The sequence below is a fragment of the Methylovorus sp. SPW-M1 genome (assembly GCF_053848825.1).
Genome location: NZ_CM132626.1, coordinates 1,260,093 through 1,284,651 on the forward strand (window position 1 = coordinate 1,260,093; position 24,559 = coordinate 1,284,651).

General features: G+C 54.4%; 23 protein-coding genes, 1 tRNA gene and 1 other RNA gene. 19 read left to right on the top strand and 6 right to left on the bottom strand.

Going from position 1 to position 24,559, the window contains the following annotated elements:
* From ACWWD9_RS05875 to ACWWD9_RS05910, 8 genes are all read left to right on the top strand, one after another.
* On the top strand, positions 1-549 hold the full coding sequence (locus tag ACWWD9_RS05875; RefSeq protein ID WP_013442461.1) for a flavoprotein: 549 nt from the start codon (positions 1-3) through the stop codon (positions 547-549).
* Positions 525-1,925, top strand: a complete 1,401-nt coding sequence (locus ACWWD9_RS05880; protein WP_013442460.1) for a DUF6513 domain-containing protein — start codon at positions 525-527, stop codon at positions 1,923-1,925. Before ACWWD9_RS05875 ends, ACWWD9_RS05880 begins: the two co-directional genes overlap by 25 nt.
* Before the next feature lie 44 nt (positions 1,926-1,969).
* Complete coding sequence (locus ACWWD9_RS05885) at positions 1,970-2,545, top strand: DUF447 domain-containing protein (protein ID WP_041362735.1); 576 nt, start codon at positions 1,970-1,972, stop codon at positions 2,543-2,545.
* The gene (locus ACWWD9_RS05890) at positions 2,542-3,246 is read left to right on the top strand and encodes a (5-formylfuran-3-yl)methyl phosphate synthase (protein WP_455868008.1); all 705 of its coding nucleotides are present in this window, start codon (positions 2,542-2,544) and stop codon (positions 3,244-3,246) included. Before ACWWD9_RS05885 ends, ACWWD9_RS05890 begins: the two co-directional genes overlap by 4 nt.
* A gap of 83 nt (positions 3,247-3,329) precedes the next feature.
* Positions 3,330-4,400, top strand: coding sequence for an OmpA family protein (locus ACWWD9_RS05895; protein WP_013442457.1), 1,071 nt, complete (start codon positions 3,330-3,332; stop codon positions 4,398-4,400).
* A gap of 56 nt (positions 4,401-4,456) precedes the next feature.
* Positions 4,457-5,788, top strand: coding sequence for a TRZ/ATZ family hydrolase (locus ACWWD9_RS05900; protein WP_455868009.1), 1,332 nt, complete (start codon positions 4,457-4,459; stop codon positions 5,786-5,788).
* Positions 5,755-6,474 (top strand): bifunctional 2-polyprenyl-6-hydroxyphenol methylase/3-demethylubiquinol 3-O-methyltransferase UbiG, encoded by a 720-nt coding sequence (gene ubiG / locus ACWWD9_RS05905; protein WP_455868010.1) that lies wholly within the window; start codon positions 5,755-5,757, stop codon positions 6,472-6,474. Before ACWWD9_RS05900 ends, ubiG begins: the two co-directional genes overlap by 34 nt.
* Before the next feature lie 2 nt (positions 6,475-6,476).
* The gene (locus ACWWD9_RS05910) at positions 6,477-7,127 is read left to right on the top strand and encodes an HAD family hydrolase (protein ID WP_455868011.1); all 651 of its coding nucleotides are present in this window, start codon (positions 6,477-6,479) and stop codon (positions 7,125-7,127) included.
* Between the two features lie 111 nt (positions 7,128-7,238).
* Here the strand turns inward: ACWWD9_RS05910 and recR are convergent, their stop codons facing one another.
* The 4 genes from recR to ffs all read right to left on the bottom strand — a co-directional run bounded on the left by recR (position 7,239) and on the right by ffs (position 10,240).
* Entirely contained in the window at positions 7,239-7,838 is a 600-nt protein-coding gene (gene recR, locus ACWWD9_RS05915) for a recombination mediator RecR (RefSeq protein WP_013442452.1), read from the bottom strand.
* A 24-nt stretch (positions 7,839-7,862) separates the two neighbouring features.
* Positions 7,863-8,171 carry a YbaB/EbfC family nucleoid-associated protein gene (locus ACWWD9_RS05920; RefSeq protein ID WP_202943926.1) on the bottom strand — a complete coding sequence of 103 codons (309 nt, stop codon included), beginning with the start codon at positions 8,169-8,171 and terminating at the stop codon, positions 7,863-7,865.
* A gap of 24 nt (positions 8,172-8,195) precedes the next feature.
* The gene (dnaX, locus tag ACWWD9_RS05925; RefSeq protein WP_455868012.1) at positions 8,196-10,025 is read right to left on the bottom strand and encodes a DNA polymerase III subunit gamma/tau; all 1,830 of its coding nucleotides are present in this window, start codon (positions 10,023-10,025) and stop codon (positions 8,196-8,198) included.
* Positions 10,026-10,142: 117 nt separating this feature from the next.
* Positions 10,143-10,240: signal recognition particle sRNA small type (gene ffs / locus ACWWD9_RS05930), an RNA gene on the bottom strand.
* Positions 10,241-10,382: 142 nt separating this feature from the next.
* Between ffs and ACWWD9_RS05935 the strand changes: the two genes are divergently transcribed.
* From ACWWD9_RS05935 to ACWWD9_RS05965, 7 genes are all read left to right on the top strand, one after another.
* A complete protein-coding gene (locus tag ACWWD9_RS05935; protein ID WP_455868013.1) occupies positions 10,383-11,654 on the top strand; it encodes an adenylate/guanylate cyclase domain-containing protein in 1,272 nt (423 codons plus the stop codon).
* A 46-nt stretch (positions 11,655-11,700) separates the two neighbouring features.
* A tRNA-Ser gene (locus tag ACWWD9_RS05940) sits at positions 11,701-11,791 on the top strand.
* A gap of 297 nt (positions 11,792-12,088) precedes the next feature.
* Positions 12,089-12,619 carry a glutathione peroxidase gene (locus ACWWD9_RS05945; protein ID WP_455868014.1) on the top strand — a complete coding sequence of 177 codons (531 nt, stop codon included), beginning with the start codon at positions 12,089-12,091 and terminating at the stop codon, positions 12,617-12,619.
* 144 nt (positions 12,620-12,763) lie between these two features.
* Positions 12,764-13,777 carry a serine/threonine protein kinase gene (locus ACWWD9_RS05950; RefSeq protein WP_455868015.1) on the top strand — a complete coding sequence of 338 codons (1,014 nt, stop codon included), beginning with the start codon at positions 12,764-12,766 and terminating at the stop codon, positions 13,775-13,777.
* A gap of 179 nt (positions 13,778-13,956) precedes the next feature.
* Positions 13,957-16,260 carry an FdhF/YdeP family oxidoreductase gene (locus tag ACWWD9_RS05955; protein WP_013442444.1) on the top strand — a complete coding sequence of 768 codons (2,304 nt, stop codon included), beginning with the start codon at positions 13,957-13,959 and terminating at the stop codon, positions 16,258-16,260.
* Positions 16,247-16,519: a hypothetical protein gene (locus ACWWD9_RS05960; RefSeq protein ID WP_015830260.1), complete on the top strand. Its 273-nt coding sequence runs from the start codon at positions 16,247-16,249 to the stop codon at positions 16,517-16,519. Before ACWWD9_RS05955 ends, ACWWD9_RS05960 begins: the two co-directional genes overlap by 14 nt.
* Before the next feature lie 93 nt (positions 16,520-16,612).
* The gene (locus ACWWD9_RS05965; protein WP_455868016.1) at positions 16,613-18,028 is read left to right on the top strand and encodes an aminotransferase-like domain-containing protein; all 1,416 of its coding nucleotides are present in this window, start codon (positions 16,613-16,615) and stop codon (positions 18,026-18,028) included.
* A gap of 21 nt (positions 18,029-18,049) precedes the next feature.
* Here ACWWD9_RS05965 and ACWWD9_RS05970 read toward each other — a convergent pair whose 3' ends face one another.
* Positions 18,050-20,671 carry a bifunctional diguanylate cyclase/phosphodiesterase gene (locus ACWWD9_RS05970; RefSeq protein ID WP_455868017.1) on the bottom strand — a complete coding sequence of 874 codons (2,622 nt, stop codon included), beginning with the start codon at positions 20,669-20,671 and terminating at the stop codon, positions 18,050-18,052.
* A 491-nt stretch (positions 20,672-21,162) separates the two neighbouring features.
* Between ACWWD9_RS05970 and ACWWD9_RS05975 the strand changes: the two genes are divergently transcribed.
* From ACWWD9_RS05975 to ACWWD9_RS05985, 3 genes are all read left to right on the top strand, one after another.
* Positions 21,163-22,500 (top strand): PQQ-dependent sugar dehydrogenase, encoded by a 1,338-nt coding sequence (locus ACWWD9_RS05975; protein ID WP_455868018.1) that lies wholly within the window; start codon positions 21,163-21,165, stop codon positions 22,498-22,500.
* Between the two features lie 46 nt (positions 22,501-22,546).
* The gene (locus ACWWD9_RS05980) at positions 22,547-22,690 is read left to right on the top strand and encodes a DUF3096 domain-containing protein (RefSeq protein ID WP_013442439.1); all 144 of its coding nucleotides are present in this window, start codon (positions 22,547-22,549) and stop codon (positions 22,688-22,690) included.
* Between the two features lie 253 nt (positions 22,691-22,943).
* Positions 22,944-23,360: a hypothetical protein gene (locus ACWWD9_RS05985; RefSeq protein ID WP_455868019.1), complete on the top strand. Its 417-nt coding sequence runs from the start codon at positions 22,944-22,946 to the stop codon at positions 23,358-23,360.
* A 161-nt stretch (positions 23,361-23,521) separates the two neighbouring features.
* Here the strand turns inward: ACWWD9_RS05985 and ACWWD9_RS05990 are convergent, their stop codons facing one another.
* The gene (locus ACWWD9_RS05990) at positions 23,522-23,680 is read right to left on the bottom strand and encodes a hypothetical protein (protein ID WP_455868020.1); all 159 of its coding nucleotides are present in this window, start codon (positions 23,678-23,680) and stop codon (positions 23,522-23,524) included.
* A gap of 91 nt (positions 23,681-23,771) precedes the next feature.
* On the opposite strand from ACWWD9_RS05990, the gene ACWWD9_RS05995 reads away from it, so the two are divergent.
* Complete coding sequence (locus ACWWD9_RS05995; RefSeq protein WP_455868021.1) at positions 23,772-24,545, top strand: alpha/beta hydrolase; 774 nt, start codon at positions 23,772-23,774, stop codon at positions 24,543-24,545.
* Positions 24,546-24,559 lie beyond the last annotated feature (14 nt).

The following is a 24,559-nucleotide window of genomic DNA, read 5'->3' on the forward strand; positions in this document are numbered from 1 at the left end:
TTGAAACCCATTCACGAGCAGCGCCTGGCGTGGGCCATTACCGGTTCCGGGCATTATCTGCGCGAGTGCATTGATATTCTCAATACGCTGGATCAGGTGGATTTGTTCCTGAGCAAGGCGGCAGCCGAGATATTGAAGCAATACGGTTACGAGCATAATGTTGGGCGTGTGTATCAGGATAAAACGGCCAGCTCGGTGCCGGTCGAACTGTTCTACCATGGCGCATACCACACGGTCGTTGTTGCGCCGGCCACCTCCAACACCGTGGCGAAAATGGTGTATGGCATTTCGGATAATCTGGTCACCAATATTTTTGCGCAGGCGGGCAAGTGCCGGGTGCCAAGTATTGTGTTTGCCTGCGATACTGCACCGGAGCTGGAGTCTGAAGCCCCGCGTGAGCATATGGTCAAGGTGTATCCACGCCGTATCGACCTCGAAAACATGGAAAAGCTGAAGACCTTTGACGACACCACAGTGGCGGGCGATATTCCCCAGTTGCAAGCAGCAATCCAGACGCGGTTGGCATGGCTGAGAGACTCCTCTTCCTGACCGGCAAGCTGGCTGAAAAAAGCCTGCACAAAGTGCTGGAAGCCATGCAGCCTACCGATTTCAAATACCGTGTCGCGCAGATTGGCGTTTCGGTCGCCGCATTGATGACCCCTGAGCTTATCGTGCGTCGCCTGCCGGATGCAGGGGATGCTGACCGGATGCTGATCCCCGGCTTGTGTCGCGGTGATCTGCGCATTCTGGAAGATAAATACGGCATTCCTGTGGAGCGCGGCCCGGAAGACCTGAAAGATTTGCCCCAGTTTTTTGGCCACGGCGGAAAAGCGCCTGATCTCTCACAGCATGCCGTGCGCATTTTTGCCGAGATTGTGGAAGCGCCTCAGTTGACGGTTGAGGGCATTGTGGCGCGCGCTGCTTATTTTCGCGATCAGGGCGCCGATGTTATTGATCTTGGCTGCCTGCCCAATACGCCTTTCCCGCATCTGGCAGATGCCATACAGGCACTGAAGTCCCAGGGATTTTCTGTCAGCGTTGACTCATTGAATCATGATGATTTGCTGTTGGCAGGCAAGGCAGGTGCGGATTATCTGTTAAGCCTGACCGAACACAGCTTGTGGATTGCCGATGAAGTGGGCTCTACCCCGGTGCTGATCCCCGCCAAGTCCGGCAGTTTGCCGTCGCTTTACCGGGCGGTAGAGGGCATGCTGAAAAAAGGTCGGCCCTTCATTGCTGATGCCATTCTCGACCCCATTCCGTTTGGCCTTACAGATTCTATTGTCCGCTATCAGCGCCTGCGCAAAAAATATCCCAACATCGACATCATGATGGGGGTAGGAAATCTGACAGAACTGACGGATGCCGATACCACAGGCATCAATGCCATCCTGTTTGGCATTATTACCGAGCTGAATATCAATGCCGTACTGGCTACCTCGGTCAGTCCCCACGCCACAAACGCCGTGGCTGAAGCCGATATCGCACGCCGTGTCATGTACGCTGCGCGCGAGGACAGGCGCTTGCCCCGGGATTACAGCAATGGCTTGCTGGGTTTGCATGATCGCCGTCCGTTTGGTTACACGGCTGAGGAAATCGCTGAGTTGGCCGCGCAAATCAAGGATCCGAGCTTTCGCATTCAGGTGAGTGAAGAGGGCATGCACATCTACAACCGTGATGGCTTGTTCACCGCCACTGATCCTTTTGCGCTGTATCCTGATCTGAAAGTCGATGACGACGCTTCCCATGCGTTTTATCTAGGCGTAGAGCTTGCCCGGGCGCAAATTGCCTGGCAGCTCAAAAAACGTTACAGCCAGGACGAAGAGCTGGAGTGGGGCGTCAATACGGTGCAAAAAGCCCCGGAAGCCAGAGTGGCGCACCGCGATGCCTCTCTGAAAGAAAAGCGCAGCAAGGACAAATCCTGAACGTCATGAATATCCAAGAGTATCAACAGGTGAAGTCGGGAGAGATGATCCATGAAACCATCGTCATCAGCACCGACGCCCAGGGCCTTCCGCATATTGCGCCTTTTGGCGTGAGGGAGCGGGACGGTTTTGTTCTGATCGCGCCTTTTCGTCCATCAACCAGTCTCGACAATCTGCTCGCCCGTCGCACGGCTGTCTTAAACTTGACCGATGATGTGCGTGTGTTTGCTGGCGCGCTGAGTGGTCATCGCGAATGGCCGGTAAGAAAGGCCACTCAGGTTGAAGGCTATGTGCTGGAAGCTGCGCTGTCTCACCGGGAGTTGGTGCTGGAAGAGGTGGTGGAAGACGCCGAGCGCCCATTGCTTTATTTTCGCGTGGTGCATGAAGAAGTACATGCTGCATTTCGTGGGTTTAACCGGGCCCAGGCGGCAGTGGTTGAGCTCGCGGTGCTGGTCAGTCGACTGCACATGCTGCCGCTGGAAAAAATCGAAGCCGAAATGCAGTATCTGAAAATCGCCATTGAAAAAACGGCGGGTCCGCGTGAGCATGAGGCCTGGCAATGGCTGGTAGAACGTGTGGCCCAGCACCTGGCCGTTGGTGATTCAAAGGAGCCGCAATGAGCCGGTTGTTGGCTAGCGTCAATAGTTTGCAAGAGACCGAATTGGTTTTATCTCTTGCCGATATTATTGATCTGAAAAATCCTGCGATGGGGGCGCTAGGGGCGTTACCCATTGAAGTGATTGAACAAATTGTCCGCTATGTTGATGGTCGCAAACCCATCAGTGCTACGATTGGTGATCTGGTTATGGAACCAAAACCAGTGCTTGCTGCCATACAGGCGGTCGCCGCCACTGGCGTGGATATTGTGAAGGTTGGCATGTTCGCAGGCGAGCAGTTGGCATGTATTGAAGCAATAAAGCCAATTGCCAGATCGGGAACCAAAGTGGTCGCCGTGTTATTTGCTGACAGTCAGCAAACGTTTCTGCCTCTGGAGGTATTTGCTGAGGCAGGGTTTTATGGCGTGATGCAGGATACGGCTATCAAGAATGGTTCCAGCCTTCTGGATCATCATGACCTGCCTCAATTGCGCGCCTTTGTGCAAGAGGCCAGGGCAAATGATCTGATCTGCGGGTTGGCAGGTTCTTTAAGGGTGTCGGATATTGAAACTCTGGCAGCCTTGAAGCCTGACTACCTTGGTTTCAGAAGTGCGTTATGTCAGAACGGAAATCGCACGAAGACAATATCTGCGACAAGTGCAGCTGCCGTTCAAGAGATGTTGTTTAATTGCAACATGGCCTTGAAAGGCGCGCTGGCTGTGTAGTTTATGCGGTTAAGCATTTGCAAGCACAGTTGGCTTTAAAGTATAGTAAGTCTTAAATCTACAGTCACCGGGAGTTAAACCATATGAAGAAAAATCTGATCAGCATTGCAGTTGCTGGCGTTTTGGGTCTTGCTGCATTGCATGCTAGCGCAGAAGAAGCTTATCAAGGTTCTTGGTACGCTCTGCCAGGTATCAACGTCATGAACGCTGACAATGACCTGAAGGCTGAGAATTCCAGCGTAGGTGGGTTCCTGAAATTCGGTAAAGAGCTGAGCGAGCACTGGGATGTGCAAGTTGGCCTGAGCCATAACCGTGCTGATGAAGACTCCAAGCAGTTTACAGGTGGCAAGTACAAGCAAACCCTGCTGGGTGTTGATGCTCTGTACCTGTTCAGCCGCGAAAAATTCCGTCCATTCCTGCTTGCTGGTCTGGGCGCTGCACGTAACAACGTTGACTACAAGCCTAGTTCCGCTGGTTACGATGACAGCAACACTTCCTGGATGGCCAATGCCGGTCTGGGTTTCCAATACCTGTTCACCGATCGTCTGGGCTTCCAGGCTGACCTGCGTCACGTTTGGAGCCGTGCTGAAGTTCAAGGCGACAAGGAAACTGTCGGCAACAACTACCTGAACCTGGGTCTGATCTGGAAATTTGGCGCTCCTGAAAAGGTAGCCGCTGTTGAGCCAACTCCAGTGGCTGCTCCAGAGCCAGCTCCTGCTCCAGCACCTGTTGCTGCTGAGCCAGAGCCAGTTGGTCCAGCTCCAGCTGCTTTCGACAAGGTGACTCTGCAATCTGAAGTGCTGTTCGGCTTCGACAAGGACAACCTGAAAGAAGAAGGCAAGAAGGTTCTGAACGCTGACGTGGTTGAAAAGATGAAGGCTCATCCTGAAGTTGAGCTGGTGCTGATCACTGGTCACACTGACCGTATCGGCGATGAAGCATACAACCAGAAGCTGTCTGAGCGTCGTGCCAATGCAGTTAAGAAATACCTGGTAAGCCAAGGCATTGAAGCTAGCCGTCTGCACGCAGTAGGCAAGGGCGAAGCTGAGCCAGTGGTTGATTGCCAAGGCGTACGTGGCAAGAAGGCAATTGCTTGCTTGCAACCTAACCGCCGTGTTGTGGTAGAAATCGAAGTACAACGCGCAGGTAACTAAACGTTATCTTCGTACTGAAAAGCCCCGCTTTGCGGGGCTTTTTTATGGGCTGAACAATGAATACAACTGAAGTAGCGCTGGCAATAGAGGCACGGTTGGTTATACCCGTCATTCCACAAGGCGTGGTGCTCGAGCACACAACGGTCCTGATTAATGATGACGGTAGTATCCATGCTATCTTGCCAACCGCAGAAGCCAGAGCGACCTTTCAAGCTACACGAGTGGTCCGGCTGGAACACCATGCGCTGATGCCTGGTTTGATCAATCTGCATACACACGCTGCCATGACCCTGATGCGTGGCATGGCGGATGATTTGCCCCTGATGGATTGGTTGCAACATCACATTTGGCCCGCAGAGCGCGCCGCTGTTACCCCGCGCTTTGTCAGAGATGGGACCTTGCTGGCGAGTGCTGAAATGCTGGCAGGTGGCGTTACCTGTTTCAATGATATGTATTTTTATCCGGATGCGGCGGCAGAGGCGGTTATTCAGGCTGGCATACGTGCGCATCTCGGACTGGTGGTGATGGATTTTCCATCGGCTTACGCTACGGATGCCGATGATTATCTGCTGAAAGGCCTGGAAGCGCGGGATGGCTGGCGTGGAACTTCACGCATTACCAGCAGCCTTGCGCCCCATGCGCCTTACACCATGAGTGACCGCAGCTTTGAGAAAGTGATGACCTATGCCGAGCAGCTGGGGCTGGGAATCCATACCCATCTGCATGAAACCCGTACCGAGCTTGATCAGAGCGTTGCGCAATACGGCATCAGGCCCATACAGCGCATGACAGATCTCGGTATACTGGGCCCCGGCCTGGTAGCTGCGCATGCCGTCCATCTGGATGAGGCGGAACGTACCCTGCTGAAAGAGTTCGGCTGCCATATAGCCCATTGCCCTGCATCAAATCTGAAACTGGGTAGTGGGATTGCCAATGTTCCTGCCATGCTTGAGACTGGCATTAATGTTGGCCTGGGGACGGACGGCGCCGCCAGCAATAACCGCTTGGACATGTTTGCAGAAATGCGGCTGGCAGCATTGCTGGCGAAAGGGGCCAGCGAGGATGCGGCTGTTGTACCTGCGACCACTGCCCTGGAAATGGCCACGATAAATGGTGCGCGCGCATTGGGGCTTGACGATAAAATCGGCTCTATCGAGCCGGGTAAGCTGGCTGACCTGGTGGCGATTGATATGGATAGCGCCATTTGCAATCCATGTTTTGATCCCGTTTCCCATCTGGTTTACGTGGCCGGGCGCGAGCACGTGACGCATACCTGGGTAGCTGGCGAACTCTGCTATCAGGAAGGTATCTATGCCCATGTTGAACCTGCAGAATTAAAGGAAATTACGACACAATGGTATCCAAAACTCAGTCCATTCCGGGTGTGAATGTAGACCCTGCAGAGCTGCAGAAATTTGCCACGCTGGCTCACCGCTGGTGGGACCCCAACAGCGAATTCAAGCCCTTGCATGACATTAATCCCCTGCGGTTGCAATTGATAGACGAGCTTGCCGGTTTGCAGGGTAAACGCGTGGTGGATGTTGGTTGCGGAGGTGGCATTCTCTCCGAATCCATGAGCGCGCGCGGCGCAGATGTCACCGGTATTGATCTTGGCGAGAAGGCGTTAAAAGTCGCGGAATTACATCGCCTTGAAAGCGGTGCAAGCGTGAATTATCGCCTGATCGAAGTCGAAGCGCTTGCCCAGGAGCAGCCTGCGTCATTCGACGTTGTCACCTGCATGGAAATGCTGGAGCACGTGCCTGACCCTGCCGCCGTGGTACGTGCATGCGCTACCCTAGTAAAGCCAGGCGGACATGTCTTTTTTTCCACGCTGAATCGCAATCCTAAATCGTATCTGTTTGCCGTCATCGGTGCCGAATACGTGCTGAACATGTTACCCAAGGGCACTCATGAGTACGCCAAATTCATCAAGCCATCCGAGCTGGCAGAGTGGGCGAGGGAGGCTGGGTTAACGGTTAGCGGCATGCGCGGGATGAGCTACAACCCGCTGCGCAAGCATTACTCGCTGGGAACGGATGTTTCAGTCAATTACATCATGCATACGGTGAAGTAAGCGTGGCTGACGTTATTCTGTTTGATCTCGATGGTACCCTGGTGGATACCGCACCAGACCTTGCCTATGCGCTTAACCTGCAACGCGAGCGGCACGGCCTGCCAGCTTTGCCGCTGGATGACATCCGTCCGTTTGCCTCGCACGGCAGTCGGGGCCTCTTGCATAAAGGATTTGGCATCACCATGGAGGATCCTGAATTCGACGCCATGCGTGCTGAATATCTGGCGCTTTATGATGAGGTTTTTGCCCGGTCGCCGGTACTTTTTTCTGGCATGGCAGAAGTGCTGGCCCATATAGAAAATCAGGGCTTGCAATGGGGCGTGGTCACCAACAAGCCCAGACGGTTTACCGAGCCCATGATGCAGGTCATGGGCTTGAGCAGCCGTGCCGCCTGTGTCGTTAGCGGAGATGATGCCGCCCGAGCCAAGCCATATCCCGATACCTTGTTGCTGGCTTGTGAGCAGATGACAGTCAAGCCGCAGCAGTGTCTTTATATCGGTGACGCCGAGCGGGATATTGAAGCCGGACGCACTGCGGGCATGAAAACCGTGCTGGCAATGTATGGTTATCTCGATGAGCAGGATCAACCCGAGCAGTGGGGCGCGGATGCGACCATTCATAAACCGCTGGATTTGATTGCATTAATCAACTGAGGTATCCAGCATGCCACTATGCCTGGTGGCGGGGTTGCTTCAGATTGTCAGGGTCGTTTTCCGCATCAATCAAGGGCGGCTTGCACATCCGGCTTTGAAATACAGGCTCGATTAGCGAACGCTGCGCCGCTCCATCAGGGCCTGCGCCAGTGTGCCGCTATCCACATGTTCAATTTCTCCGCCCATGGGCAAGCCACGTGCGATGCGGCTCACCTTCAGGCCACGCGAGCGTAACAACTCGCTGATGTAGTGCGCCGTCGCTTCGCCTTCCACGGTGTAATTGGTGGCGAGCACCACTTCTTCTACCACGCCATCCTGCGCACGTTTCAGCAGTTTTTCCAGATGAATTTCTTTGGGGCCTATGCCATCGAGCGGGGACAGTTTGCCCATCAATACAAAGTAGCGGCCCTGAAACACGCGCGTCTGCTCCAGCATCATCAGGTCCGTGGGCATTTCCACCACGCAGAGCAAAGTGGGGTCCCGGTTATCCGCTGCGCATAGAGGGCAGACGATATCTTCGCTGAAGGTGTTGCACAAGCTGCAATGGGTGACGACTTGCAATGCATTGTGCAGCGCCTGGGCGAGGCCGTTGGCACCGCTGCGATCACGCTGCAAAAGGTGGTAGGCCATGCGCAATGCGGACTTGGGGCCTACGCCTGGCAGGCAGCGCAGAGACTCAACAAGCTGCTCCAGGGCGGGCGGATTGCGCATGACTTGAGTGATTTTTCGGTGGGATTAAAAAGGCAGTTTCATGCCGGCAGGCATCAGACCGCTCATGCGCTGCTGCGAGGTGGCTTCGGCCTTGCGCACGGCATCGTTGAGCGCCGTTACGATCAAGTCTTCCAGCATCTCCTTGTCATCGCTCATCAAGCTGGGGTCGATATGCAGTCTTTTTACCTCATTACGACAGGTGATGGTGACCTTGACCATGCCGGAACCAGCCTGGCCTTCCACTTCCACCTGCGCCAGCTCTTCCTGCGCGCGCTTCATGTTTTCCTGCATTTGCTGGGCCTGTTTCATCAGGTTGCCCAAGCCGCCTTTCATCATGGGATGCTCCTTCGTCTGCGGTTATTGTAGGGGTTTGATACTGGAGGGTATGATCTGCGCGCCAAAGTCACGCATTAACGCCTGCACAAAGCCATCTTGCTGGATGGAAGACTCTGCCTGCGATTGCAACTCGGCTTTTTCCTGGCTGATCTGATGCGCAGGCGTGTTGTTGCCGCCGCCTATGCTGAATTGCAAATGCATCTTGCGGCCAAAGTGGGCCTCAATCGCGGCTTTCAGTTTTTCCTGATAATTCGGGTCGAGCAAATGTTTATGTGCTTCCGGCACTTGTAGCTCAAGACGGTCTGCCGTATGCCCAATCAACTCGCAATGCTGCGCCAGTGCCCTTGCCAGGCCGAGTTTCAGCTTGTCTACCAACAGGCGCCAATTACCATCGAACTCCTCCTGCAGGCTGTCTTCCACGGGGGATGATGCAAGCGTAGGCTCCGATGCGGTGGTGTAAGCCGGTTCAGGCGACGATACCTGAGAATGTGTTGGGACGTCAGCTGGCGTTTCAGCTACGGTTGCTGCGGGAGTGGCAGCCGCTGGGACAGGTGCCGGTGCGGCATCTGCCTCATTGCTGGTGACCATCGTGGCTTCTGCCACAGGTTTTGCCGGGGCTATCGGGGGCGATGCAATCGCGGCGGGCGATGGCGTTGATCTCGCCATGGTGGCGGCAGCAAGCGCACTGGCAGCACTGCCTGCATGTTGAGCGATAGGGCGATCGCTGCCAGAAGGGGCCGGCGCAGTCGGCGCAGGCTTGCTGGTGCTTTCATTGCTGAATGCCAGCATGCGCAACAGGCACATGGTGAATCCCGCAAACTCATCCGGGGCCAAACCAAGATCGCGGCGGCCCAGCAGGGCAATCTGATAATAAAGCTGCACCTTATCGGCCGGGAGTTTGGTGGCCAGATCCAGCAGGGCCGTGCGCTCGGGCAGGTCGAGGGGAATGCTTTCCGGTACCGTTTGTGCCACGGCCAGCAGATGAAGTAACTGGGCCAGATCCGCCAGGGCGGTATCAAATGACAGGCTGCGTTCTTCCATGCTTTTGGCTTGCGCCATCAGGCTGGGGCCGTCCTGGGCAATCAGGGCATCCAGCAGGCCGTAGAGGTAGCTCTGGTCGATGGCGCCCAGCATGGCGCGTACTTCGCTTTCATTTACCCGATTGCCACCGTAGGCAATCGCCTGATCCAGCAGGGAGAGGGCATCGCGCATGCTGCCATTGGCAGCCCGACTGATCAGTTGTAGTGCAATGCTGTCAGAAGGGATATTTTCCTTGGCGAGGACTTCCTGCAAATGGCTGGTAATCGCCGGTGTCGACATCTGGCGCAAATTGAATTGCAGGCAACGGGAAAGCACGGTGACCGGCATCTTTTGCGGGTCCGTCGTCGCAAGAATGAACTTGACGTGAGCAGGGGGCTCTTCCAGCGTTTTCAGCATGGCATTGAAGGCAGAGCGCGACAGCATGTGCACTTCATCGATGATATAGACCTTGAAACGGCCTACGGTCGGGGCGTATTGGGCGTTGTCCAGCAGCTCGCGCATGCTGTCGACCTGGGTGTTGGAGGCCGCATCCACTTCCAGCATGTCCACGAAGCGGCCGCGGTCAATGTCCACGCAGGCCGAGCAGACGCCACAAGGGTGAGCGGTAATGCCGGTTTCGCAATTCAGGGATTTGGCGAGAATACGGGCCAGCGTGGTTTTGCCCACACCGCGGGTGCCGGTAAAGAGATACGCATGATGCAGACGTTGTTGCTCAAGGGCATTGGTCAGTGCGCGCACCACATGATCCTGTCCGACCAGCGCTTCGAACAGCTTTGGGCGCCATTTCCGGGCAAGAACTTGATAACTCATAAGGCAGGCGTTTACTTAGATTAGCGAGACTACAACTTTAGTCCAAAAAGCGCATTCGCGTAAGAGCGGAAATTTGATCATGAGGATGTCACTTGCATGATCAAACCCTGGGAATTCGGTGGCGAGCCCAGCCCCCGGCACTTGCTTCAATAACTGTGGCTGCTTCCTTCCGGACCTGACCAGGTTCGCTACTTTGCAATGCGGGGAGGCCCGCCGGAAATAATTCTAGCGCAAAACGCCTGGATTCCCTAATCGAAATAGAGGCGGTCATCGAGGCAAGCCAGCTAGATAATGCCTAATCCATGCGCTATAGTGCGGAGATAAATCAATGAAATAAATAAGAATCTCAAGGGTTAAGTGCGCGAAAAATCTGGCATGTTCAGCATTCAGCAACCATGGCAAGGGCGTATCAAGGGAATGTGGTCCACGCTGCAAAGCCCGACAGCCAGCCTGCTAGGCCAGGCTATTCTGTTTTTTCTGGTGCTGGCTGAAAGCCTGATCTGCATATTCTGGATTTACACCCTGTCCGGCCTGGGCGATGGCTACGCGCTCATGGCCGCAGTGCCTTATGTTTATCTGGTCGTCTCCTATGCCAGTCTGCTGCTGTTCTACCGTATGCAGCGCTTCGATTATTTCGTCTTTACCCAGCTCGTCATGCTGCTGGTCATGCCTTTTTTCATGCAATGGATTATTGGCGGCTTTGAAGCCTCCAGTGGCATGGCGATCTGGGCCTTGCTGTCGCCCGTAGGCGCCATGATGATTCTGGGCGCAACGCAATCCACGCAATGGTTTGCCCTGTTTCTCATCCTGGCAGGGGTTTCCTGGCAGCTGAACAGCCTGTTTGCGGGCTATGCATTACCCATTCCAGCCACGACCAAAAGCATATTTTTCCTGATCAATCTGGCAGGTGTTGCCAGCATTCTGTATACCGTTCTGCGCTATTTTCAATCGCAGAAAGCCAGGCTCATGGAAGCCCTGTCTTACGAGCAGGCACGCTCGGAGAAGCTTTTACTGAGCCTGTTGCCGGTGTCCATCGCGGAACGCCTGAAAGCCGGAGAGGTGAAAATAGCTGACCGGTATGAGCATGTGACCATCCTCTTTGCGGATTTGGTGGATTTCACCCGGCTATCCTTGCATCTGTCACCGGAAGCATTGCTGGATCTGCTGAATGAGGTATTTTCCGGATTTGACCGTTTGGCGGCCAAGTATGGCCTGGAGAAGATCAAGACCATAGGCGATGCCTACATGCTGGTCTGTGGCGCTCCGATTGAGCGAGCTGACCATGCCGAGGCGGTAGCGGATATGGCACTGGAGGTGCAGGCCTTGTTGCAGACCATCTCCACCCAGCTGGATACGCCGTTATCCATGCGCATCGGCATCAATAGCGGCCCGGTGGTGGCGGGCGTGATCGGCCACTCAAAATTCAGCTACGACCTGTGGGGTGACGCCGTCAATCTTGCCCGGCGCATGGAGCAATATGGGCTTGCCGGGGAAATACAAGTCTCAGAAGCGAGCTATCAGCTGTTGCGTGAAAAGTATGTCCTTGAGCGTCGTGGGACGATTCTGGTGAAAGGGCATGATGAGCAGGTGGCCGCCTATCTGCTGAAATCCAGACGATCTGCATTTTAGGTTTGGACAGCCGCCAGACTTGATATATAATCCGCCTCCACGTTACGGAAGGGTGGATGAGTGGTTTAAGTCGCACGCCTGGAAAGCGTGTTTAGGCTAATAGCCTAACGCGGGTTCGAATCCCGCCCCTTCCGCCAACAGCACCTCAGCCAGTTCCATGGGTGTGCATCGCAAAAAGCCAGAGATTCTCTGGCTTTTTTGTTTTGCGCGCTGCCGTTTCGCCATCCTGCAATTACAGCCTGTGTGAGCGCGCCAGCCAGCGTTTCTGCCTGGGCGCAATGAATTTCTGACGCTTCCCCAATGCCAAGTATCAGCCTTCATGGGGCTTATGCCATAATCCTGCCAGGTCGAGAGAACAAACCGCATAAAATGCAGTCACAAGAAGGGTGGTGCAAAGCGGTTTGCGCAGGCTTCATGAATCCAGTGAGAGAAAAATGAAATATCTAGTGGCAGTTTTATTGTGGGTGGCGAGCAATATGGCATATGCAGGAGGGTGTAACGAGCTTTACAACCATCAATTCAATACCTTGCAGGGCGAGAAGATCAACCTTTGCGACTATCAGGATAAGCCCATTCTGGTGGTCAACACCGCCAGCAAATGTGGTTTCACGCCGCAGTTTGAAAAGCTGGAGTCCATGTACAAGCATTACAAATCACGTGGTTTGCTGATCATTGGCTTTCCTTCCAATGACTTCAAGCAGGAGTTGATCAGCAACAAGGAGATAGGTGACTTTTGCAAGCAGACCTATGCCGTGCAGTTCCCCATGGTAGGCAAGACTTCTGTGGTGGGGCCGCAAGCGCATCTTTTCTACAAGCAGTTGGCGGCGATCACCAAAGAGCCACCTATGTGGAATTTTTACAAATACCTGATATTGCCCAATGGCGAGCAGGTGTATGCCTACAGCAGTGATGTTGAGCCTGAGGCCAGCCAGATCATGACCAAGCTGAAGCCTTATCTGAAATAACAATTCTCTGCATGGCGAGTGCAAAAAGGGGCTGAGTTCAAGCCCCTTTTTGTTTCCACTGCGTCCGCATGCATTTCTGGCTAAGCCGTTGCGCTACCGCAGACTTAAAACCCGCAACCTGGACCCGGGATGTAAAATGACGACATGAGCCACACACCCATATCCGCCGCTGAGCCATTTTCCGACCTTAGTCCAGACCTGGTGCTGGACGCGCTGGAAAGCCAGGGCCTGAAGACGGATGGCCGTCAGCTGGCCTTGAACAGTTACGAAAACCGCGTCTATCAGGTGGGCATTGAGGATGGTCAGCCGGTTGTCGCCAAGTTTTACCGCCCCCAGCGTTGGGATAATCAGCAGATCAACGAGGAACATGCATTTTTGCTGTCACTGGCGGAGGCGGAAATCCCTGCTGTGCCGCCTATTCAGATCAATGGCAAAACCCTGTTTGAGTACCGCGGTTATCGCTTTGCAGTGTTTGCCCGGCGCGGCGGGCGCTCACCCGAGCTTGATCAGCCAGAAGTGCTGGAATGGATGGGGCGCTTCATCGGGCGTATTCATGCGCTGGGAGCGCAACAGCCTTATGTGCACCGCCCCACGCTGGATATTGAAAGTTTTGGCCGGGTGCCCAGTGAGTATCTTCTTGAGCATGGCTTTATCCCTGCGGACCTTGAGCAGCCTTACCGTGCGGTGATCCAGTTGGCGCTGCAAGGCGTGGCTGAATGTTTTGAACGGGCGGGCAGGGTGGAGCATATTCGTCTGCATGGCGACTGCCATATGGGCAATGTGCTCTGGACCGATGCCGGACCGCATTTTGTCGACTTTGATGACAGCCGCATGGGGCCTGCCATTCAGGATTTATGGATGATGTTGTCTGGCAGTCAGGACGATATGCGTCGGCAGTTGCAGGCTTTGCTGGATGGCTACGAGGATTTTTATGATTTCAATCCGGCAGAAGTGCATCTGATCGAAGCCTTGCGCACGCTGAGGCTAATCCATTACGCGGGCTGGCTGGCCATGCGCTGGACAGACCCCGCTTTCCCGCGCGTTTTCAGCTGGTTCAATACCCAGCAATACTGGCAGGATCGCATTCTGGAGCTGCGTGAGCAGGTTGCGCTGATGCAAGAGCCGCCCATCCCCATTCAGCGCGGTGGCAATTTCTAGCAGTCTCTCGCTGGCCTGCGTTGTATATGGCCCATCTGTGCTGACAACTGTACTGTAAAAATTCCCTTTATCTGTGTCTGCCAATCCTGACGCGATGCCCATAGGATAACTATATCCAAATCCGGCTGCTGGCTTCTTAAGCAGCCGAATCATCGAGTTAACAGGAAGTTTGCCCGCATATGTCAGATAACAAAGTTGTTCGCCATTATCCACACCCTGCTGCTGGCTGGGGCGCATTGAAAAATGTGGCTTTTCAGCTGGTAAATCAGCGCATTCCGGCGAAAGGTGTCATTACCCTGCTGTCGCAGAATCAGCCTGACGGTTTTGACTGCCCCGGGTGTGCATGGCCTGACAAAGAGCACACATCTACCTTTGAATTTTGTGAAAACGGCGTCAAGGCAGTTGCTGCCGAGGCTACTGCCAAGCGAGTCACCCCTGAGTTCTTTGCCAAGCACACGGTGGCGGAACTCATGGAGTGGAGCGATTTCAAGCTGGAAGACCAGGGGCGCCTGACCAACCCCATGCGCTACGACAGCGCTACCGACAAATACGTCCCACTGGAGTGGGATGAAGCCTATGCCATGATTGGCCGTCAGCTGAATACGCTGTCGCATGCCGATCAGGCCGTGTTTTACACCTCTGGCCGTGCCAGTAACGAAGCGGCTTTCCTCTATCAGCTGTTCGGCCGTGAATTCGGTACCAATAACTTCCCGGATTGCTCGAACATGTGTCACGAGTCCACCAGTGTTGGCCTGCCGGAAATGGTTGGCATCGGCAAGGGCAGTGTGACGCTGGAAGATTTTGAACATACCGATACCTTGTTGCTGTTCGGGCATAACCCGGCCACCAACCATCCTCGCATGCTGGGCGAGCTGCGCGAGTGTGCTCGCCGTGGCGCCAAGATTGTCTCCATCAACCCATTGCGTGAGCGTGGCCTCGAAAAGTTTGCCGACCCGCAAAGCATCGTTGAAATGGTGACTTTTGGCGGCACCAAGATCAGTGAGATTTATGTTCAACCCAAGCTGGGTGGTGATCTGGCCTTTGTCAAAGGCATGATCAAATGCCTGATCGAATGGGATGATCAGGCGATTGCCACTGGCGGCAAACGCATCATGGATGTGGATTTCCTGCAGCAACATACGCACGGCTTTGACAATTTTGCTGCCGACATTCGCGCCGAAAGCTGGGAGCCTATCCTGGTCGAGTCTGGCGTCAGCCGCGAGCAGATTGAATCCGTGGCCACTATCTATGCCAATGGTGAGCGCGTGATTGCCACCTGGGGCATGGGTATTACCCAGCACAAACATTCCGTGGCCACTATTCAGATGATTACCAATCTGATGCTGTTGCGCGGCAATATCGGCAAGCCCGGCGCGGGTCTGTGCCCGATGCGCGGCCATAGCAATGTGCAGGGCAATCGCACCATTGGTATCTACGAAAAACCCTCCAACGCCTTCCTGGATAGCCTGGGCACGGTGTACAACTTTGAGCCACCACGCAAGCATGGGCATGACGTCGTGAGCGCTATCCGTGGCATGCTGGATGGCGACGTCAAGGTCTTCATCAGCCTGGGCGGCAATTTCTCGATTGCAACGCCGGATACCGACCGTACCTGGCAGGGGCTGCGTAATTGCGACCTGACCGTGCAGATTTCCACCAAGCTTAACCGCACCAACCTGGTACACGGCAAAGATGCGCTGATACTGCCATGCCTGGGTCGCACCGAGGTCGACATGCAAGCTTCTGGCGCGCAAGGCGTGACAGTAGAAGACTCCATGAGCATGGTGCATATCTCCTACGGCATGAACAAGCCCGCTTCGCCACATCTGAAGTCCGAGCCAGCGATTGTGGCCGGTATTGCCCATGCCACGCTGAAAAACAGCAAAACCCCATGGCTCTGGTACGTGGAAGATTACAGCCGCATCCGCAATGACATCGAGCGCGTGTTGCCAGATTTTGCCCAGTACAACGAACGCATCAAGGTGCCAGGTGGCTTCCGCCTGCCCGTACCGTCTTACGACCGCGTATGGCGTACTGCCACAGGCAAGGCCGAGTTCCGCGTGCATGCCATTCCCCGCGATCTGCCTATCCACAAGGCGCGTGAACAATTTGGCGACAAGGTGTTCAACCTCATGACCACGCGTTCGCATGACCAGTACAACACCACGATTTATGGTTTGAATGACCGGTATCGCGGTATTTTCGGCGAGCGCCGTGTGGTGTTCGTCAATAAGGAAGACTTGGCCGAACAAGGCCTGAAAGCTGGCGAATACGTTGACTTGGTGAGCGTATGGCAGGATGGCATTACCCGCCGCGCGGACCGCTTCCTGCTGGTGGAGTACGACATTCCCCGTGGTTGCCTGGGTGGCTATTACCCAGAGACCAACAATCTGGTACCGCTGGAAAGCGTAGCGGATATTTCGCACACGCCGACTTCCAAATCAGTACCGGTGATCATGGAGCCACATCGTGCAGCCGCTTAGGGTAGAAACGGCCCAGGAGGTCGAATACTTTCTGAGCGCCTTGCTCGGCGACATGCTGGCTGAGACGCAACGCGGCCGCAAGACCATTCCCATGGCCGCCTTATGCAAGCGCTTGAGCGTGCGCATGAGCACCTTGCAGCGCCATCTCACCAGTCTTGCCGAGCATGGTGTGGTCACGGTGCATTGCGATGATGCAGGCCGCTGGACCACAGAACTTACCGCCTATGGCATGGGCTTGTTCGACCAGCTTGCTGCCTGAGCCGGGCAGCGCTGGCTGCATGAAGTAAAAATCCCTGCCGGGCGGGCAGGGACTAGGGTATATTAAGCCGTCCCCGGCTACCCTGATATACCCATGAAGTTATACGTCACCGTCGCTACGCGCATCCGAGCATTAATCGATGAGAGCGTGCTTCGCCCTGGCGACAAAGTCTTTTCGGTACGTGAAGCAAGCCTGAAGTACAAGGTCAGCATCAGTACCGTCATCAAAGCCTACGAACTGCTGGAACAAGAGGGCGTGATCTACAGCCATCCGCAGTCTGGCTATTATGTATCCCAGCGTCAGCCACCATCGCGCAAACCCCATGCCGCTGCCGCCCCTGCGCGTCAGCTCACACAAGTTGAACTGGTATTGTCCACGCTGCGCTCCATACGCGAGTCCGGTACCATACCCTTGGGCTCGCCTTTCCCAGACGCCCAGCTGTTTCCGGTCAAGAAAATCCGTAATTATGAAAACGCCCTGAATGCCGATAATGGCGACTGGGGTGTGCTGAATGATTTGCCGCCCGGCAATGAAAGCCTGCGGCAGCAGATTGCCAAACGTTATCTTGATGTCGGCATGGATGTCTCGCCACGCGATATTGTGATTACCCACGGCGCAACGGAGGCGATCAGCCTGTGCCTGCAGGCCGTGGCCAAGGCTGGCGATACCATCGCTGTCGAAGCCCCGGGTTATTATGCGCTGGCGAATGCTGTGGAGCGCATGGGCATGAAGGTGGCTGAAGTGCGCACACATCCGGAAGAGGGCATGGAGCTGGATGCCCTGCAGGCACTGATGGAAAACGTGCAGATTGCCGCGGTGTTGCTGACCGCCAATTTCCAGAATCCACAAGGCTCGGTCATGCCGGATGCCAAGAAGCAGGCGCTGGTTAATCTGCTGGCGGCGAAGCGCATTCCGCTGATTGAGGATGATGTCTACCAGGAGCTGTATTTTGGCGATGCGCCGCCATTGCCGATCAAGGCCTATGACAAGGACGGACTGGTGCTGCATTGCGCTTCGTTTTCCAAGTCGCTCGCCCCGGGTTACCAGGTGGGTTGGGCGTTGCCGGGGCAGTACCGTGAAAAAGTGGAAAAGCTGATGTTCCTCAACAGCCTTTCCATTCCTTCCGCGCCGCAGATCGCCATTGCCAAATTCATGAAGCGCAGCAGCCATGCCCTGCATTTGCGGCATTTGCGCCACATGCTGAAATCCAACTACGTGTTGATCAAGGCGGCGGTGGAGGCGCATTTCCCGGCGGGCACCCGTATTTCGCACCCCGGCGGTGGTTATGTGGTCTGGCTGGAGTTGCCCGTGGGAGTGGATGCCCTGGATCTCTACGGCTTATGTATTGCGAAAGGGATCTCGATTGCGCCTGGCGCCTTGTTTAGCCGTCGGGGGGAGTTACGCAATTTCATTCGGCTTAATTTCAGTCATCCCTGGACACCGACGATAGAGCAGGCGGTGAAAGAGATGGGCACACTGGCGCGTGGCCTGCTGGCTGCACAGCCTTAAGCTTTACTGTTGCAGCTGGTCTTAAAACGCCAGCGTTTCAAATTTATCGGCAGGGACGGCGGGCGAGAACCAGTAACCTTGACCGTAATCACAACCCGCCGCTTTCAGCAGGGCACATTGCTCTTCCGTTTCTATGCCTTCTGCGATCACGCTCAAACCCAGCTTGTGCGCCATGGCGATGATGGATTCACACAAGGCGAGATCGTCTGGCTGCGTGGAGATATTGCGCACAAAGGATTGGTCGATCTTGATGTAATCAATGTCAAACCGGCGCAAATAAGCCAATGAAGAGTAGCCGGTACCAAAGTCATCCAGTGCCACCTGAATTCCGGCATCGCGAAACGCCAGCAGCTTTTTGGAGACATTCTGGCTGGTATCCAGCAAAAGTCCCTCGGTAATTTCCACCACCAGGCTCTGACCCACCAGGCCCAGCTGTTTCATGTAATCCAGCCATTGGTCGTGGGTGGAGCTATCGTTCTTGAACTGCACAGGCGATTTATTCACGCTGATCTGAAAATGCGCCCCGCGCTGCTGCTGCCATTTTTTGACCTGCACCATTGCCTGCTCAAACACCCAGTCGCCTATCTCCATGATCAGGCCGGTGTCTTCGGCAATCGGGATGAATTCGGCAGGGCTCACCATGCCACGTTGCGGATGATGCCAGCGCAGTAGCGCCTCGGCCTTCTGTATGGTGCCGCTCGCCAGGTGAATAATCGGCTGGTAATGCACTTGCAGTTGCTGTTCCTGCAGCGCCAGTCGCAGATCATTGGTAATCAGCATTTTCTGGTGGGCAGCTTGCTGCATGGAGGGCGTAAAGTAGCTGATGCGATTCCTGCCGCTGGCTTTGGCGGAATACATGGCCTGATCCACGTTTTTGAGCAGATTGTCGATGCTGTTGGCATCCGTCGGGTAGAGCGTAATGCCCATGCTTGCTGATACAAAGGCAATATCTTCGCCCAGTTTGAAAGATGCGCTGAGCTTGCACAGGATGGCTTGGGCAATACGGTCTATGCTGTTCAAGTCTTCCAGCTCGCTCAGGATAACGATGAATTCATCGCCGCCCAGCCTGGCCACGGTGTCGGTATCGCGCACGCAATGATTAATACGGCGAGCGGCCTCTTGCAGCAACTGATCGCCTTTGTCATGGCCAAGCGTGTCATTCACTTCCTTGAAATGATCCAGATCCAGAAACAGCAGTGCGAGAGGCAGGCCAAGGCGGTTGGATTTCTTGATCTCCTGCGCCAGCCGGTCATAAAACATCCTTCGATTGGGCAGCTCGGTCAGCTGGTCGAAGTTGGCCTGTTTCCACACCAGGCTTTCCGATTCCTTGAGCTTAGTGATATCGGTATGCGTGCCCACCATGCGCAACGGCCTTCCATCCGCCGCCCAATCGACTACCATGCCACGTGCCAGTATCCATTTCCAGCTGCCATCCTTGCAAAGCAGGCGATGTTCATTGATGTATTGCGTGGTTTCCCCGTTCATGTACTTTTCCAGGTCGCTCAGCACTCTGGAGACATCCTCCGGGTGAATCCGCTCTTTCCAGGCCTCCAGCTCGGGGCCCATTTCCCAATCCTCCATCCCCAGCATGGTCTTCCAGCGTGAAGAGCGGATGACCTCGTTTTTTTCGATATCCCAATCCCAGACGCCATCCCCGGAACCTTCCAGGGCGAATTTCCAGCGCTGTTCGCTCAAGATGAGATCCTTGTGCATGTCACGCATGGTTTTCAGCGTCTGTGTACGGTAGGCAAACAGCCGGCTGAGCAGATAAAGCAGCACGCTGACCGCGAGCCCGGCGCCGGCGATCAGGCTGGAGCGATGGCGATCCAGCGCTGCTTCGAAAGCGGGCTTGGAGGCAATATGGACACTCCACACGCGGCCATGTATTTCCAGATATCTGGAGGATTCATAGCGAGGATTCTTGACCTTATCTGCGCCTGGTGTCTGGTAGACCGATAGTGCCTGGGACTCTGAAATATCCGTGATATGGATGGCAATCTCTGAAATCTCCTGCTGAAATATTTCTCCCATCAGCGTCGCAATGTCAAAGCTGGAAAATACCCAGCCCTGAATATGATGTTCACGTTGGGCTATCGATTGATCCTGCATCCTGTTCGAATACACGGGCAGGATCATGTCCAGCGTCGCAATATTGGAAGCGCGGTTTTGCCGCATGATGGGCGGGGTGAGATGCGTGTCAGCATTTTGCATGGCTTGCTTGAAGGCAGTAAACCGGCTGCTGGGGGTTTTGATGTCTTGCCGGATACACGCATCACTGCCCGAGAAGGGCTGGCTGTAGACAACGGGGATATGGCGTTTCTCAAGATCCAGCGTTGAAGTATCTGCCAAGGGCTGGCCCACGCGCTTCGATGGGGGTGGGGGAGGTTCCAGGCCTGCAAAGGCCACACACAGCAGGCCTTGATGATTGTCCAGATTTTTCAGGCTGTCGGTATAGGCGAGGAACTCTTCTTCCTCGACCGAGTTGGAGGCTTTGAACAGGCTTTGCACCCCGCGCAGCATCCGATCCTGAACCGCAAGATACTGTTCGAGTTCGTTCACGACCAGTTGCGACTTCAGGCCAAACTCAGCTTCGAGCTTCAGAGACTCCTGTTCTCTGGTCTGATGCCAAAGCTGATATGTCACGCTGAGGCAAATCACCAAAATCAGCCATGGCCAGAGCTTCCCATCTCCTCCCCATGGTTTTATTTTGCCAATTTTGTGGAGCAATGACCTGTCTGACGCTTGTATGCCCATGCCAGTAAGTGATCTTCCCTCATCCTAGTATCCAGCTTTGTATATTGCTATAACGGCAAGTTTGTTCTTGTCTTAATGCTGGTCGATTTTATATGGGCACTTGCTTCAATCGCGCGGAACAGCGGCTCCGGACGCAACTTGAGCTGTGCTCATTTTTATTATCATGCTGGCAATATAACGCTATATTCAGAGCAGAGGAATAGCGTACCTGTCGGTATAGCTAACAGATGGTTTATTTGAATAAGGTTTGAGCGACGCCTGAATATCCTGCCTGTGTAGGAGGCATCCTACATGCGTCACATGGCATCGCTGACACGCGCTAATGCCATCGGGGCATATACTGACAGCATGTTTTATTTTGCAGCGTAAGGAATGATTGAATGTCAGCATCAAAGATTTTACCCATTAGCCTGATTGCTTTAGCCCTTGCCGGATGCGGCGATACAGCAAACCTTCCCGTCACTGATGGCATGGGCGCAAAGCCTGCCTTGCCAGCTCCCAAATCCACCTTGCTCCCCACGGTCAATGTCGCCAAGGCTGTCGGCTGGGATGGCAATGCCAAACCAATCGCGGCAGAAGGGCTGGAAGTGCGCCGTTTTGCCAGCGGTCTGGATCATCCGCGCTGGATGTATACCTTGCCCAATGGCGATCTTCTGGTGGCGGAAAGCAATGCCCCGCAAAAAGACGACCAAACATTCAGCCTGCGTGGGTGGATTGCTGGCTGGTTCATGCAGCGGGCTGGCGCAGGGGTTAAAAGTCCTGACCGGATTACCTTGCTGCGGGATACCGATGGCGATGGCGTAGCGGATTATCGCAAGGTGTTTATCGAAGGCCTGCATTCCCCATTTGGCATGGCGCTGGTCGGCAATACTTTCTATGTGGCAAATGCGGATGCACTGGTCAAGTTTCCCTATACGCCGGGAGCGGATCATATTGAAGCCGCAGGTGAAAAGGTGGTGGATTTGCCTGCCGGCATCAACCATCACTGGACCAAAAATGTGATTGCCAGTCCCGATGGCAGCAAGTTGTATGTCACCGTGGGTTCTAACAGCAACGTGGCTGAGAATGGCATGGATATTGAAAAAGATCGCGCCGCCATTCTCGAGGTCAATCCGGAAAACGGGCAGTACCGGATATTTGCATCCGGTTTGCGCAATCCGAATGGGATGGCGTGGGAACCCCAAACGGGCGTTTTATGGACCGTGGTGAACGAGCGCGATGAAATTGGTAGCGACTTGGTGCCGGACTATCTGACCTCCGTCAAGGAAAACGCTTTTTATGGCTGGCCATACAGCTACTACGGACAACATGTGGATACCCGCGTGCAGCCTCAGGATGCCGAAAAAGTCAGCAAAGCGATCGTTCCGGATTATGCGCTGGGCCCTCATACCGCATCGCTGGGCTTGCTCGCTGCCAAGGGTAATACCTTGCCTTCAGCCTATGCCGAGGGCATGTTCATTGGCCAGCATGGCTCTTGGAACCGTAATCCCAAGAGCGGATATAAAGTGATTTTTGTGCCTTTTGCCGATGGCAAACCTTCCGGCACGTCGCAGGATGTGTTGACGGGTTTTCTTAACGCCAATGAAGAAGCACAGGGGCGGCCCGTAGGCCTGGTGCTCGATCAGCATGGGGCTTTGCTGGTGGCCGATGATGTGGGCAATACCATCTGGCGCGTAACACCCAAATTTGTCACGGCATCCCAGGATGCTCAACCGTGATCCCATTTTGCCGTTGTTCAATTATCCACCTAGACAGGAGCGTGCGATGAATCTACACCTTACCCTTGGGCCCATTGTTTCTTTGATAGCCGGCATACTGATTCTCGTCATGCCACGGCTGCTGAATTACATTGTGGCTTTGTATCTGATCATTATTGGATTAATCGGCTTGTTGGGTACACCGCTTTAGTCATCGTCTTTTCTGAACCCCCAGTGCATAGGCTCTCGTATGCGCTGGGGGTTTGTTATTTGGTATTGGCCTGCCGGCTTTTCAGCCATTTGACGGAATACCGACACTAGCGACGATATGTCATGACCGGCATACAGTTGATTTAAATCAGGATTGATTAAAATCAATGACTTGAGAGTGCTTTTGTATCCTTGTGGCTCGGGTATGAATCCTGCAGGGATAGTGTTGTTAATACTGAGTGATTTGATTCCCCATGAAAGAAATTTTGTTGGCTTACTGTTATATCGTGGAAGCCAAAAATGTAGACCTGACCCATATCGGCAACGAAATTCGTACTTATCGACGTTTTTTTATTGAGCAACAGATACGCGGCACCATGATTTATGACGGTGAGTATTTTATTCACCTGCTGGTCGGCAGTCCGCTCAGTATCGTGAAAGCCGAGCATACGATGGATGCGTTGCAAAAAGGCGTGCATAAGGAGATTCTGTATTACGGTAAGCTTGCGGATGCGGTGGATGGATTGAATCCGCTCTGGCAAGTCGGCTATATCCTCAATGATCAGACAGAAGCCCCGGGCTATCTTGAAACCTTGCGTGACAGCAAGGGCAATATAGACGCCATCATGACCTGCTTTCAACAGTTGCAAGCCATCAGCGATACCATTTGACGCCTTGGTCTTTACTCACCGCTTTGTCTTCAATGCCGCTCCCGGCGGTCATTCCTGCATGAATCATGGTCTGAATACGGCCATCTATCGTCGATGTGATCTGGGCTACGAGCATTCTGGCTTTGCTGTGACTATCAACACAACAATAAATGGGGGCGACGCTAATATGGAGTCTCTTCCCTGTTGTTGGATACCCCCCCAACAATATTTCGGGCCTGCTCCTGCAGGCCCATTTTTTTGCCTGAATTTTTTGTGGCAACACCGTTTTGAATCTGCTTTGGCTTGCTTTGCGTATATAGGGCAAGTTCTTCATTTTTCATTTCCTGCTCTCAATCAATGACCAAGCGCACTTTGTTTGCTTTTATTGCATTGCTTTGCAGTGCCTGCTCGCCGGTTCGCTGGATGAATGCCATGATTCCATCCAGCGGCTACCGTCTTCAGCCGGATATTGTGTATCAGCAGGGCCATGGCAATGCGCTCGATGTCTATGTTCCCGCTCACGGCCAGAGCCGTGCGGTAGTGGTGTTTTTTTATGGTGGCAGCTGGGAGTCCGGGCGGCGGCAGGACTATCGCTTTGTTGCCGAAGCATTGACGGCGCGAGGGTATAGCGTCGTTATTCCGGACTATCGGAAATACCCTGAAGTCGTTTTTCCGGCATTCGTCGAAGATGCGGCGGCGGCAGTGGCGTGGGTGCATAGGCATATAGCGGAGTATGGTGGCGACCCCAGCCGCATATTTGTAGCCGGGCATTCTGCGGGGGCCCATATTGCCGCCTTGCTGGCGCTTGATCCCACTTATCTTCAGGCACAGGCCATGTCGCCTATGGATCTGCGGGGCATGATCGGTCTGGCGGGCCCTTATGATTTTCTGCCGTTGCAGACGGCCAGGTTGAAGGCTGTTTTTCCTGGGGAGCACTTGCAATATCTGGCGCAGCCAGTGAATGTGCTGCAGCCACCGAATCCGCCTGTGCTGTTGCTGGTGGGGCGCAAGGATGAGACCGTACTTCCACGTAATAGTGAGAGCCTTGCCCAGCATATCCAGAGAGCAGGCGGCAGGGTGGAGTTGCGCTACTTTGAGAATGAAGGGCATATAGGCATGGCGCTGCGGCTGGCGCGACCGTTTCAGGGGGACGGGCGTGTGGTGCAAGCGATAGGGGAGTTTATTGATCGGGAAACCGCTTTCTGATCATCCGTTACCCG